The 12,413-nt window shown below is 56.9% G+C and carries 11 protein-coding genes; 10 read left to right on the forward strand and 1 reads right to left on the reverse strand.

What is annotated here, in order from left to right; all coding sequences use genetic code 11:
- Nucleotides 1–33: 33 nt before the first annotated feature.
- The 10 genes from RO22_RS12660 to RO22_RS12705 all read left to right on the forward strand — a co-directional run bounded on the left by RO22_RS12660 (nucleotide 34) and on the right by RO22_RS12705 (nucleotide 12,005).
- Entirely contained in the window at nucleotides 34–3,816 is a 3,783-nt protein-coding gene (locus RO22_RS12660; protein WP_041158448.1) for a nitrate reductase subunit alpha, read from the forward strand.
- Nucleotides 3,813–5,375: a nitrate reductase subunit beta gene (narH, locus tag RO22_RS12665; protein ID WP_009286654.1), complete on the forward strand. Its 1,563-nt coding sequence runs from the start codon at nucleotides 3,813–3,815 to the stop codon at nucleotides 5,373–5,375. The genes RO22_RS12660 and narH overlap by 4 nt, the downstream gene beginning before the upstream one ends.
- Nucleotides 5,368–6,180, forward strand: a complete 813-nt coding sequence (gene narJ / locus RO22_RS12670; RefSeq protein ID WP_022523530.1) for a nitrate reductase molybdenum cofactor assembly chaperone — start codon at nucleotides 5,368–5,370, stop codon at nucleotides 6,178–6,180. Before narH ends, narJ begins: the two co-directional genes overlap by 8 nt.
- Nucleotides 6,181–6,193: 13 nt before the next feature.
- A complete protein-coding gene (narI, locus tag RO22_RS12675) occupies nucleotides 6,194–6,886 on the forward strand; it encodes a respiratory nitrate reductase subunit gamma (protein WP_039858452.1) in 693 nt (230 codons plus the stop codon).
- Nucleotides 6,887–6,926: 40 nt separating this feature from the next.
- A complete protein-coding gene (locus tag RO22_RS12680; protein WP_027959391.1) occupies nucleotides 6,927–7,748 on the forward strand; it encodes a peptidylprolyl isomerase in 822 nt (273 codons plus the stop codon).
- A gap of 35 nt (nucleotides 7,749–7,783) precedes the next feature.
- Nucleotides 7,784–8,362 carry a molybdenum cofactor biosynthesis protein B gene (gene moaB, locus RO22_RS12685; protein WP_035579129.1) on the forward strand — a complete coding sequence of 193 codons (579 nt, stop codon included), beginning with the start codon at nucleotides 7,784–7,786 and terminating at the stop codon, nucleotides 8,360–8,362.
- Nucleotides 8,359–9,621, forward strand: a complete 1,263-nt coding sequence (glp, locus tag RO22_RS12690) for a gephyrin-like molybdotransferase Glp (RefSeq protein WP_041158449.1) — start codon at nucleotides 8,359–8,361, stop codon at nucleotides 9,619–9,621. The genes moaB and glp overlap by 4 nt, the downstream gene beginning before the upstream one ends.
- Nucleotides 9,622–9,673: 52 nt before the next feature.
- A complete protein-coding gene (locus RO22_RS12695; RefSeq protein ID WP_041158450.1) occupies nucleotides 9,674–10,078 on the forward strand; it encodes a putative zinc-binding protein in 405 nt (134 codons plus the stop codon).
- The gene (gene moaA / locus RO22_RS12700; protein ID WP_041158451.1) at nucleotides 10,075–11,064 is read left to right on the forward strand and encodes a GTP 3',8-cyclase MoaA; all 990 of its coding nucleotides are present in this window, start codon (nucleotides 10,075–10,077) and stop codon (nucleotides 11,062–11,064) included. Before RO22_RS12695 ends, moaA begins: the two co-directional genes overlap by 4 nt.
- 149 nt (nucleotides 11,065–11,213) lie before the next feature.
- Complete coding sequence (locus tag RO22_RS12705; protein WP_411906402.1) at nucleotides 11,214–12,005, forward strand: DUF6694 family lipoprotein; 792 nt, start codon at nucleotides 11,214–11,216, stop codon at nucleotides 12,003–12,005.
- 117 nt (nucleotides 12,006–12,122) lie between these two features.
- Here RO22_RS12705 and RO22_RS12710 read toward each other — a convergent pair whose 3' ends face one another.
- On the reverse strand, nucleotides 12,123–12,323 hold the full coding sequence (locus RO22_RS12710) for a hypothetical protein (protein ID WP_022523524.1): 201 nt from the start codon (nucleotides 12,321–12,323) through the stop codon (nucleotides 12,123–12,125).
- Nucleotides 12,324–12,413: the final 90 nt, after the last annotated feature.

A 12,413-nucleotide genomic window follows, 5' to 3' on the forward strand; every position in this document is an offset into this window, starting at 1 on the left:
TATGCAAATTTCCGAGGAGCCTGGAGATCGACCATGAGTCACTTCATAGATCGGCTGAATTTCTTCCGCAAGTCCCGCGAGCCTTTTGCCAACGAACACGGTGAGCTACGCAGCGAATCCCGCCAGTGGGAAGATAGTTATCGTGCCCGCTGGCAACACGACAAGGTAGTGCGTAGCACCCACGGGGTGAACTGCACCGGCTCCTGTAGCTGGAAGATCTACGTTAAGAACGGTTTAGTTACCTGGGAAACCCAGCAGACTGACTACCCCCGTACCCGTCCCGACCTGCCTAACCATGAGCCGCGTGGCTGCCCGCGCGGCGCCAGCTACTCCTGGTATCTGTACAGCGCCAACCGCCTCAAGTACCCGTTGATTCGCAAGCCGTTGCTGGCGCTATGGCGCGAAGCGCTCAAGGCTAACCCAGACCCGGTAGACGCCTGGGCGTCTATTGTCGAAGACCCCGCCAAGACCAAACAGTACAAACGTGCTCGCGGCATGGGCGGCTTCGTTCGCGGTAACTGGGACGAGCTCAACGAGCTGGTCGCTGCTTCTAACGTTTACACCGCCAAGCAGTACGGCCCCGACCGTATTCTCGGCTTCTCGCCGATTCCTGCCATGTCCATGGTCAGTTACGCCGCAGGTAGTCGCTACCTCTCGCTGATTGGTGGCGTCTGCATGAGCTTCTACGACTGGTACTGCGATTTGCCGCCGGCGTCACCGATGACCTGGGGCGAGCAGACCGACGTTCCCGAGTCCGCTGACTGGTACAACTCCGGCTACATTATCGCTTGGGGCTCCAACGTGCCCCAGACGCGTACCCCGGATGCCCACTTCTTTACCGAAGTACGTTACAAGGGCACCAAGACGGTTTCGATCACCCCGGATTATGCCGAGGTTTCCAAACTCACCGACGAATGGCTGTCCGCCAAACAGGGCACCGATGCCGCCCTGGCGATGGCCATGGGCCATGTCATCCTCAAAGAGTTCCACCTCGATAACCCGAGTGCTTACTTCACTGACTATGTGCGGCGCTATACCGACATGCCGTTCCTGGTGGAACTGGAAGTGCGTGAAGATGGCAGCTTCGCACCGGGCCGCCAACTGCGTGCCAGTGATTTTGATGCTGCCCTGGGCCAGGAAAACAATCCCGAGTGGAAAACCGTTGCCTGGGACGAAACCCGTGACCAGCTGGTGGTACCGCGCGGTTCCATCGGTTTCCGCTGGGGCGAAACTGGTGACGAAGTGGGCAAGTGGAACCTGGAATCGCTTGACGCCGCAGGCACTGAAATCAAGCCGTTGCTAAGTTTGGTCAACCACCACGATAGCGTCGCTCGCGTGGCGTTTCCTTATTTCGGTGGCATTGAGCACGAACACTTTGAACACGTCAAAGGGGCCGGTGTCGGCGCTGCTGACGACCTGCTGTTCCACAATTTGCCCGCCAAGCGGTTAAAGAGAGCCGATGGCAGCGAAATGCTGGCGGTCACCGTTTTTGATCTGATGTGTGCCAACTACGGTATCGACCGTGGCTTTGTCGGCGACGGCGAAGATGATGGCGCGACCTCGTTTGATCAGATTCGCCCCTATACTCCCGCGTGGCAGGAGAAAATCACCGGTGTCCCTGCAGAGCAGTGCACCCGCATTGCCCGTGAATTTGCCGATAACGCCCATAAAACCAACGGCCGTAGCATGATCATCGTTGGTGCCGGTATGAACCACTGGTACCACATGGATATGAACTACCGCGGCCTGATTAACATGCTGGTCATGTGTGGTTGTATCGGTCAAAGCGGTGGCGGCTGGGCCCACTATGTTGGTCAGGAAAAACTGCGTCCGCAGACTGGCTGGACGCCTTTGGCCTTTGGCCTCGACTGGCAGCGCCCGCCGCGCCACATGAACTCTACTTCCTTCTTCTATAGTCACTCCTCCCAGTGGCGCTACGAGAAGCTCGAGATTAAAGAAATTCTTTCGCCGTTGGCCAAGGCCGAGGATTACCCCGGTAGCCTGATTGACTTTAACGTGCGCGCTGAGCGCATGGGCTGGCTGCCGTCAGCACCACAACTGGACACTAACCCGCTACGCCTGGCGAAAAAAGCCGAAGCCGCGGGTATGTCGACAGCCGACTATGCTGTTCAGCAGCTCAAGAGCGGTGAACTGCGCTTTGCAGCGGAAGACCCGGATGCACCGGAGAACTTCCCGCGCAATATGTTCATCTGGCGCTCCAACCTGCTGGGTAGCTCCGGTAAGGGCCATGAGTACATGCTCAAGTACCTGCTGGGTACTCGCCACGGTATTCAGGGTAAAGACCTGGGCGACTTCGGCGGCCAGAAGCCCGAAGAAGTGGTATGGCGTGACGAGGCGCCGGAAGGCAAGCTCGACCTGCTGGTGACGCTGGATTTCCGCATGTCCACCACCTGCCTCTACTCGGATATCGTGCTGCCGACGGCGACCTGGTATGAGAAGGACGACCTTAACACTTCTGATATGCACCCCTTTATTCACCCCTTGACTGCCGCCACCGACCCGGCCTGGGAATCGCGCAGCGACTGGGATATTTACAAGGGTATTGCCAAAGCGTTTTCCAAGGTGTGTGTAGGCCACCTGGGAGAAGAGACCGACCTGGTCACGCTGCCGATGCAGCACGACTCGCCAGGAGAGTTGGCCCAGCCGGCGGTGATGGATTGGAAGAAGGGCGAATGCGCGCCGATTCCCGGCAAGACCATGCCATCGCTGATTGAGGTCAAGCGCAACTATCCCGAAACCTATGAGCGCTTCACTTCTGTTGGGCCGCTGCTGGAAAGCATTGGTAACGGCGGCAAGGGTATCGCTTGGAATACCGATGCTGAAGTCGAGCTGCTGGGCAAACTCAACCATCGCAAGCTGGATGGCCCGCATAAAGGGCGTCCGTTGATCGACAGCGCTATCGATGCCGCCGAGATGATTCTGACCCTGGCACCAGAAACCAACGGCGCCGTGGCAGTAAAAGCGTGGGATGCACTCTCCAAAATTACCGGGCGTGACCATACCCACCTGGCAAGGCCCAAACATGACGAAAAAATCCGCTTTCGCGATGTCGTCGCCCAGCCGCGTAAGATTATCTCCAGCCCGACCTGGTCCGGCCTCGAGGATGAACATGTCTCCTATAACGCCGGCTACACCAACGTTCACGAGCTGATTCCCTGGCGCACCGTGAGTGGCCGTCAGCAGTTCTATCAGGATCATGCCTGGATGCGCGCTTTCGGTGAAAGCCTGCTGGTCTATCGTCCGCCCATCGATACCAAGGCGGCCAAAGGCTTCCAGCTTCCCGCCGACAACGGCTTCAAGAGCAAGGCGCTGAACTTTCTCACGCCGCACCAGAAGTGGGGCATCCACTCCACTTACTCGGACAACCTGCTGATGTTGACGCTTAACCGAGGCGGCCCGGTGGTGTGGCTCTCCGAGGCTGACGCGGCTGAGATCGATATCGAGGACAACGACTGGATCGAGGTCTACAACGCCAACGGCTCGATTGCCGCGCGGGCAGTGGTCAGCCAGCGGGTCAAGGCGGGCATGGTGATGATGTACCACGCCCAGGAACGCAACGTGAACGTCCCTGGCTCTGAGGTCACCGGTACGCGGGGCGGTATTCACAACTCGGTCACCCGTGTCTGCCCCAAGCCAACCCATATGATCGGCGGCTACGCGCAGCTCTCTTACAGTTTTAATTATTACGGCACCGTCGGCTCAAATCGCGATGAGTTCGTGTTAGTGCGCAAGATGAAACACGTTGACTGGCTGGATGGTGAAGGCAATGACAGCGTTCAGGAGGCCGTGAAATGAAAATTCGTTCCCAGGTAGGCATGGTTCTCAATCTTGATAAGTGTATTGGTTGCCACACCTGTTCGGTGACCTGCAAAAATGTCTGGACCAGTCGCGAAGGTATGGAGTACGCCTGGTTCAACAATGTCGAGACCAAGCCCGGTATCGGCTATCCCAAAGAGTGGGAGAACCAGGCCAAGTGGAAGGGCGGCTGGATGCGCCGTAACGACGGTCGGATTGAACCGCGTATTGGTGGCAAATGGCGGGTGCTGGCGAACATTTTCGCCAACCCCGACTTGCCCGAGATGGATGACTACTATGAGCCGTTCACTTTCGACTACCAACACCTGCATACCGCCAAGATCGGCGAGCACCAGCCGGTGGCGCGTCCGCGCTCGCTGATTTCCGGTCAGCGTATGAAAAAGATCGAATGGGGCCCGAACTGGGAAGAGATTCTTGGCACCGAGTTCGCCAAGCGGCGCAAAGACGCCAACTTCGACAAGGTGCAGGCAGATATTTACGGCCAGTTCGAAAACACCTTCATGATGTATCTGCCGCGTCTGTGCGAGCACTGCTTGAACCCAACCTGTGTAGCGGCTTGCCCAAGTGGTGCGATCTACAAGCGGGAAGAGGACGGCATCGTTCTAATCGACCAGGACAAGTGCCGTGGCTGGCGTATGTGTATCTCCGGCTGCCCCTACAAGAAGATCTACTACAACTGGAAAAGCGGTAAGTCCGAGAAGTGTATTTTCTGCTACCCGCGTATCGAGGCCGGTCAGCCGACCATCTGCTCCGAGACCTGTGTGGGCCGCATTCGCTATCTCGGCGTGCTGCTGTATGACGCTGATCGGATCGAGGAAGTGGCAAGCTCCCCTGACGAGCGTGATCTCTACCACCGCCAGTGCGAGATTTTCCTAGATCCCAACGATCCGGAAGTGATTGCCCAGGCCAAGCGGGATGGCATCCAGGATAACGTCATCAAAGCCGCCCAGGCCTCACCGGTTTACAAGATGGCTATCGACTGGGGATTGGCGCTGCCGCTGCACCCGGAATACCGCACGCTGCCGATGGTGTGGTACGTGCCGCCGCTGTCGCCGATTCAGTCCGCCGCTGAGGCGGGGCATGTAGAGTTCGATGGCATCCTGCCCAAGATCGAATCACTGCGTATCCCGGTGAAGTACCTGGCTAACCTGTTGACAGCCGGTGAAGAGGAGCCCGTGGTATTGGCACTCAAGCGCTTGATGGCGATGCGTGTCTACATGCGCGGCAAGCACGTGGATGGCGCCCCTAATGCCGAGGTGCTCGACGCCGTAGGTCTGAGCGTAGCCCAGGTGGAAGAAATGTACCGCTACCTGGCCATTGCCAACTACGAGGATCGTTTCGTGATCCCCACCAGCCATCGTGAGATGGCAACCGAAGCCTTCCCCGAGCGGGGTGGATGTGGCTTTACCTTTGGTGATGGTTGCCACGGTGAGAGCCAGCCCAACCTATTTAACGGCCGTAAGCAGACCAGCGTTTTGGTAAAACCGGTAGAGGTCTTCGACCCACAGCCACAACTTGAGGAGTCTCGTCATGACTGAAGCCGCTACCCAATCGCCGACCCCGGTAGAGCCGTCGTTCGAACCGCTACAGGGTATGCGTAGCCTACGCGTACTGGCCCGCCTGCTCGATTACCCGACCCAGGAACTGCAGGATGCCAGCGGCGAGCTCATCGAAATTCTCAATGCCGAACGCCGCCTGGGGGCGGCTCTCAAATCGTCGCTAATGGAGTGGTGTCAGCGTCTCCAAGAGGGCGACCTGCTTGAGCTGCAGGCCGAGTACGTCGCCATGTTCGATAAGGGGCGGGCTACGTCGCTGCTGCTATTCGAGCACGTTCACGGTGAATCCCGCGATCGTGGTCAGGCCATGGTCGATCTTATGGCCGAATATAGCGCGGCCGGTTTCGAACTGGATGCCCGGGAGCTGCCGGACCATATACCGGTATTTCTTGAATACCTTTCGATGTGCGACGACGCCGAGATCGGCCGTTGGTTGGGCGAAATACGTCATATCCTGGCGCTGCTCACCGCGCGGCTGGAGGAGCGCGGAGCGGATCACGCCCTGGTGCCGCTATCACTCTTGGCGTTAATTGGGGCCGAGGGCGATGTCGAAGAGCATCGGCCCCAGGTCAAAAAAGAAGCGCCTGATAACACCCCCGAAGCCTTGGACGCCGTATGGGAAGAAGAAGCGGTGCGTTTCTCGGCAACCTCTGACGAAGACTGCGCGCTGCAGTCTGCCGAAGGCCGCCGCTTGGCCGAGCGCAAACACACCGTTCAGAGCCAGCCGGTACGCATTATGCCTGCTCCGTCTTTAAATGCCTCTTCCGCTCCTTCCGCCGATCGTTAATAGGAGAATCACCATGTATGACGCGATTGCGCATTACTTAACCCATCTGATCTACGGTTACTACCCCTATCTCGCGGGCACGGTGTTTCTGCTTGGCAGCCTGCTCCGTTTTGATCATGGTCAGTACACCTGGAAGACCGGTTCTAGCCAGATGCTCTCTTCAAAGAATATGCGCCTGGGCAGCAACCTGTTTCATATCGGTATTATCGTGATTTTCTTCGGCCATCTGGTGGGCATGCTCACACCGCACTGGGTCTATGAACCGTTCCTGCACGCCGGTACTAAACAGCTAGTGGCTATCGTGGTGGGCGGTATTGCCGGTGCCATGTGCGTGGTGGGCGGCGCCATGTTGCTCTATCGTCGCCTGGCCAACCCACGCGTAAAGGCGTCGTCGAGCATGATGGATACCTTGATCCTGGGCTTGATCGTCTTACAGGCGTGCCTGGGTATGGTGACCATCATCTTCTCGTTGGGCCATATGGACGGCGAGATGATGCTGACACTCTCCAGCTGGGCGCAGTCGATTGTCTTCTTCAGCGGCGGTGCGGCGGACTACATGCAGGAAGTGTCATGGATCTACAAACTGCATATCTTTATCGGCTTAACCATCATCCTGCTGTTCCCGTTTTCGCGGCTGGTGCATGTGTGGAGCGCGCCGTTCGGCTATGTAACCCGGCGCTATCAGCTTGTCCGCCGTCGTGGCTAAAAACTGGCTTGTGCTCGGCCAGGCCTAGAGGAGAAATAACATGCAGATGATTGATATCGAACAGCTACCTGGGGGCGTCGCTGCGCCTCCGGTACGTGTCGGTGACACCCCTATCGATGAAGCAACGATTGCGTTGGAGATGCAGTACCACCCCGCCGAAACGTCGGGGGAGGCCCAGCTTCAGGCGGCCCGCGCCCTGGTGGTCAGGGAACTGCTGCGCCAGCGAGCCAACGTCCTGGGCCTACTGTCGAGGCAGGAAACTAACGAAGCACAGGAAGATGCGGCGATTGCTGCCTTGCTCGAACAGGAGCTTGAGGTGCCGGAACCGGGGGAAACAGATTGCCAGCGCTTTTTTGACACCCACCGCGAGCGCTTCAGCGAACCAGTGCAGTTACGCGTTCGGCATATCCTGCTCGCGGCCGCACCCGATGACTCCCAGGGTCGCGACGACGCTTACCAGCTTGGTGAAAAGCTACTCGAACAGCTTAAGCAGATACCCGAACGGTTTGCCGAATTTGCTCAACACCACTCCGCGTGCCCTTCAAAAGAGCTGGATGGTGATTTGGGCTGGCTGGTGTCAGGGCAGACTGTTCCGGAGTTGGATCGCGCTTTGCAGCACTTACCCGAAGGTCTACACGAGCGCCCCTTGGCGTCTCGCTATGGCTGGCATGTGGTGAGTATTGACGAGCGGCGAGACGGTAGGGCGTTACCTTTCGATCAAGTGATTGACCGGGTGCGCCATAGCCTACGGGAACAGGCAACTCGACGTGCGCTGCGTCACTATTTGCTGGCGTTAGAGAGCGAAATAGGCGTCGAAGGGATTGTTCTGGATGACGATGCTGGCGGCAGCTTGATGCAATAGCTTGAAGCAATAGCAAAGCTAATAGGAGAGGCTTGATGTCCCATGTTCCTGTAGATGCTCTTTTCACTCCGCTCGGCATCGCGGTGCTAACGGTTTCCGATACCCGTGGTTTCGACGAGGATGGTAGCGGTGACCTGCTGGTTGAACATCTGAGCGAAAGCGGCCATATCCTGGTCGAGAGGCGCATCGTTTCTGATGATATCTACCAGGTTCGTGCCGTGGTCTCGGAGTGGATTGCTCGAACGGATGTCCACGCGATTCTGGTTAATGGCGGCACTGGCTTTACCGCCCGGGATACCACTCCCGAGGCGTTGATACCGCTGTTCGACAAAGCGATTGAGGGGTATGGCGAGCTGTTCCGCCACTACTCCCTGAAAACAATCGGCACAGCGACGATCCAGTCTCGCGCCGTAGCGGGGGTGGCCAACCGAACGATGATATTTGCGATGCCCGGTTCGCCCAAAGCGTGTGCCTTGGCGTGGGACAGGATTATTGCTTTGCAGCTGGACTCCCGCACTCGGCCCTGCAACTTCGCCGCCATGGTGCTGCCTTCAGCGACCCCGTGCAGTGGACGTCACACAGCGACTTCTTCCAATGAGGTGGAGCGCTTATGAACTGTCACTGCGCAGAAATAGTCACGCCCGGCTTGTTAGATCTGTTTGATGCGCGCCAACGGCTTATCGACGCAGCCACGCCCATTAATGCAGTAGAAAGCATCACCCTAGAACAATCGACAGGGCGAGTGCTGGCAGAAACGCTGGTCGCTCCTCTCGATATGCCGGGCGTGGACAATAGCGCTATGGATGGTTACGCGCTGTGCCTGGCTGATTACCAAGCGGCACCTCGCGGCGCAGGCTTACCCATTCTCCAACGCGTACCAGCTGGCGCAGGCGTCATGCTGCTACCGGAAGGAGGCTGCGCGCGTATTTTTACCGGCGCGCCGGTGCCCATGGGGGCAGATATTGTGGTGCCTCAAGAGCGGGTGACTCTTGATCCGCGCGGGCATATACACCTCGAGGGTAGCTTGGTGCTAGGCGCTAACATTCGTCGCCAAGGCGAGGAGACTCGCATAGGCACCCCGCTGCTCGCTGCGGGTAAGCTTCTTGATGCCGCGTCGATTGCGCTGCTGGCAAGCCATGGAATCAATGCCGTGACTGTCAAACGGCGTCTGAGGGTGGCGCTGCTTTCCACCGGCGATGAGCTGATTGCCCCAGGTACAGTGCGATCACCGGGACAGGTATACGACAGCAACCGCGCCATGCTTAACGTACTGCTAGCGCAAGCTCAGTGCGACGTGCTGGATTTGGGCATCATCGCTGATTCACCGCAGTCATTGCATCAGGCCTTTGAGCACGCACAAACCGTTGCGGATGTGGTGATGTGCACCGGAGGCGTTTCGGTAGGCGAGGAGGATCATGTACGCCCAGTGATCGAGCAGCGCGGTGGCTTACATTTTCATGGTGTCGCCATGAAGCCAGGGAAGCCCTTTGCGTTCGGTTATCTGGGCGCGGAGCCTGCCTCTTCCACACCGTTAATGGCGCTGCCGGGTAATCCTGTGGCCTCCCTGGTGGGCTGGCAGCTGCTGGCGCTGCCGTTTATCCATGCCATGCAAGGTAGAGCCGTAGCGGCTCTACAGCGTTATCCGGTAAAAGCGGGCTTTTCTCAGCGTGGCCCCCAGGGGCGCTGCGAGCTACTACGGGTGGTGATGGATTGGTCACAGGGGGCTCCCGTGGCGCAGCTAGCGGGCGGGCAGGGCTCACATATGCTCAGCGCGGCTAGCCAGGCCCATGGTTATTTAATGATTAACCCCGCCACGGAGGTAACTGAAGGGGCCACCTATCACTATTACCCCATCAATCAGTTCGCCGCTTGAACAGCTTTTCCTATCGTGGCCACTGACCTCGTTTTTTTTCATAGGAGAGGGTATGTCTTCACAACACAAACCCCGCACACTGATTTATGCCTGCTCCGGCTGCTCTGATGTGGCGCAACTTGCCAATAGCGTTGCCCTGCGTCTTGACCATGCAGGAGAGGCAGAAATGTCCTGCATTGCTGGTGTGGGCGGTGGTGTGCCCGGTCTGGTGCGCATTGCCCGCTCAGGGCGCCCTATTGTAGCCATTGACGGGTGCCAGATGCACTGCGCCAGCCACTGTCTCGCCAAAGCGGATGTGATACCCACAGAGCACGTAAAGCTATATGAAAACGGCCTGCGCAAGCGGCGGGGCCAGTTTTATGATGAGCAAACAATCATCGACGTCACCGCAGAAGTAAAAGAACTCATTGCACGGCTGTCCGTTAATGCCAATACCCAAGAGGAACCCATGGAATGAGTGCGCTAGTCGATGGGTATGGCCGTACGGTGCGTTACCTGCGTATATCGGTAACTGATCGTTGTGATTTTCGCTGTGTGTACTGCATGGCTGAGGAAATGACCTTTCTGCCACGCGCCCAACTGCTTACCCTTGAGGAGATAGCCGCGCTTTCACAGGCATTTGTCGAGCTGGGCGTGGAGAAAATCCGTCTAACTGGCGGTGAGCCGCTGGTACGCCAGGGCGTACTCACGCTAGTGCAAAAACTCGGTGCATTGGAAGGTCTGCGCGAGCTGGCGATGACCACCAACGGCTCAGGGTTGGTCAAGCATGCCAATGCTTTGCGGCAAGGCGGGCTACATCGGCTCAATATTAGCCTCGACTCGCTCAAGCCCGAACGCTTTAAAGCATTAACCCGGACGGGGGATCTTGATCAGGTGATCGCGGGTATCCGTGCAGCGCGCCGCGCTGGCTTTCAGTCGATTAAGCTCAACGCCGTATTGCTCAAGGGGCGCAATGACGACGAAATTATCGACTTGGTAAACTTTGCCCGGGATGAACAAGTCGATATAAGCTTTATTGAGGAGATGCCGCTGGGCGCTATCAGCGAGCATAACCGTGGTGAAACCTTTCTTTCCACCGATGCGGTACGCGAGACCATAGAAAACCACTATCAACTCTTACCCACCACCGAGACCACCCTAGGGCCATCCCGTTATTACCGCATGGTAGACAGCCAGTCGAGGATTGGCTTTATTTCTCCCCATAGCCACAATTTCTGCGCTGCCTGTAATCGTGTTCGGGTGACGGCTGAAGGGCGACTACTCCTTTGCTTGGGCAATGAGCACTCGGTAGATTTACGCGCCGTAATGCGACGTTATCCGGGTGATACCCTGCGGCTTAAATCGAGCATTGTGGCGGCAATGAAGAAAAAACCTGAGCGCCATCACTTCACGACGGATGGTGAAGTTCAAATAGTGAGGTTTATGAATGCAACAGGCGGGTAATACGATTCGGTCAGCGTTCAAAGCTAGCAGGGGCTAGTGGTGAATAGCGCTTTCCGTTAAGCTCCTCGACAATTTTTTATTTTTGGTTGCGTTGAGGTGATTGTATGTGGAGCCTGCTAAGGCTGTCTGCAATATCACTATCAGTACTCATGATAGCTGGTTGCTCAGATCCCAAAATTGATACTAGCTCCATGCCTGCGTCGGTTGTCTCGGTTGAGAAAGTGCGTAACTCCTTGCCCACCTACAAGCGCGATGAGTTTGATCAAGGCTTGATCATTATCGCCACGTCGACGTCGTTTAGTGGTATCGATATTCTCAACCCCCACCGCATGAATGCCGCTGAGATTGCCGAAACTGCCAATGTGCAAATGCATGGGTTAACGGGGGATCAGGTGATTCAGCGTGCCGATCAAATTCTGCGCGAGCGTCGGGCACGCGAACGCGAACAGGCTATTCGCACCTTAAAGCGGCTGGAAGAGAAGCGTGCAAAAGCCACCAGTGATCAGCAGCAGTTAGCGCGGTTTACCATTGACAGTGCTCGCTATTACATTGGCTCAAGCCCTTATGGCGCTCCGGAACCTGTGATTGATCTTACAGTGACCAATGACACGGATCAGGCCATTTCTGAGCTTCTGTTGAGGGGCGTGGTGACGAGCCCTGATCACTCAGCAGCTTGGGTAGACGAAACGTTTTACTACGTTGTTCCTGGTGGCATTGAGCCTGGTGAAACACTGGAGTGGAGCCTTGCGCCTAACCGCTTTGGCCCATGGGGGAATGCTCAAATACCCAGCGATGCAGAGCTGACGGTCACCTTGCAAGGGTTGAAAGGGCTTGATGAGCAGCCATTATGGGACTCCCCTGAGCTAACGGAACACGAACTGGCCAGGCTTGAGCAACTGCAGAAGGAGTATGGTGGCATTGCTTTCTCCCGTTTGGAGTGAGTCTCGTGTGGACTAAGCTCTTTGTGGGGTAAACGGTGCAAAAACCACAGCGCCCTAGCGGTTATCCGATAGGGCGCAAACATTTCTACCAATTATCTTTTCGCCAAACGGGGTTACTTACTCTTTGGCTTCATGGTCGGCGAGGGCGGCAACAATTGCCTCTTCCCACTGCCCTTCGGTTAACCCCCAATGCTCCATTTCTGACTGATCGGCGCTGCCTGCCGACGCCTCTCGTAGTTTATCGACGCTGCTGCTTTCATAGCAGTGCTTGGCGAAATCTTTGGTTTTGACATCTTTTAGCTGATTAATCATCGACATGTTGAGTTCCTTTCAAGGTCAATAGTGAGGTAATGCTCACTCAGTGTAGCTATTCTGGCCGCTTTTACCTGACTTGGTTCTCAACACTGC

The organism is Halomonas sp. KHS3 (assembly GCF_000830495.1).
In the GTDB taxonomy this organism is placed as follows: domain Bacteria; phylum Pseudomonadota; class Gammaproteobacteria; order Pseudomonadales; family Halomonadaceae; genus Vreelandella; species Vreelandella titanicae.

Excerpts from the sequence above, each read along its gene's own strand:
- glp (WP_041158449.1), top strand. The coding sequence starts at position 8,359 with ATGAACTGTCACTGCGCAGAAATAGTCACGCCCGGCTTGTTAGATCTG.
- RO22_RS12705 (WP_411906402.1), top strand. The coding sequence starts at position 11,214 with ATGATAGCTGGTTGCTCAGATCCCAAAATTGATACTAGCTCCATGCCT.
- narI (WP_039858452.1), top strand. The coding sequence starts at position 6,194 with ATGTATGACGCGATTGCGCATTACTTAACCCATCTGATCTACGGTTAC.
- moaB (WP_035579129.1), top strand. The coding sequence starts at position 7,784 with ATGTCCCATGTTCCTGTAGATGCTCTTTTCACTCCGCTCGGCATCGCG.
- narJ (WP_022523530.1), top strand. The coding sequence starts at position 5,368 with ATGACTGAAGCCGCTACCCAATCGCCGACCCCGGTAGAGCCGTCGTTC.
- RO22_RS12710 (WP_022523524.1), bottom strand. The coding sequence starts at position 12,323 with ATGTCGATGATTAATCAGCTAAAAGATGTCAAAACCAAAGATTTCGCC.
- narH (WP_009286654.1), top strand. The coding sequence starts at position 3,813 with ATGAAAATTCGTTCCCAGGTAGGCATGGTTCTCAATCTTGATAAGTGT.
- moaA (WP_041158451.1), top strand. The coding sequence starts at position 10,075 with ATGAGTGCGCTAGTCGATGGGTATGGCCGTACGGTGCGTTACCTGCGT.
- RO22_RS12695 (WP_041158450.1), top strand. The coding sequence starts at position 9,674 with ATGTCTTCACAACACAAACCCCGCACACTGATTTATGCCTGCTCCGGC.
- RO22_RS12680 (WP_027959391.1), top strand. The coding sequence starts at position 6,927 with ATGCAGATGATTGATATCGAACAGCTACCTGGGGGCGTCGCTGCGCCT.
- RO22_RS12660 (WP_041158448.1), top strand. The coding sequence starts at position 34 with ATGAGTCACTTCATAGATCGGCTGAATTTCTTCCGCAAGTCCCGCGAG.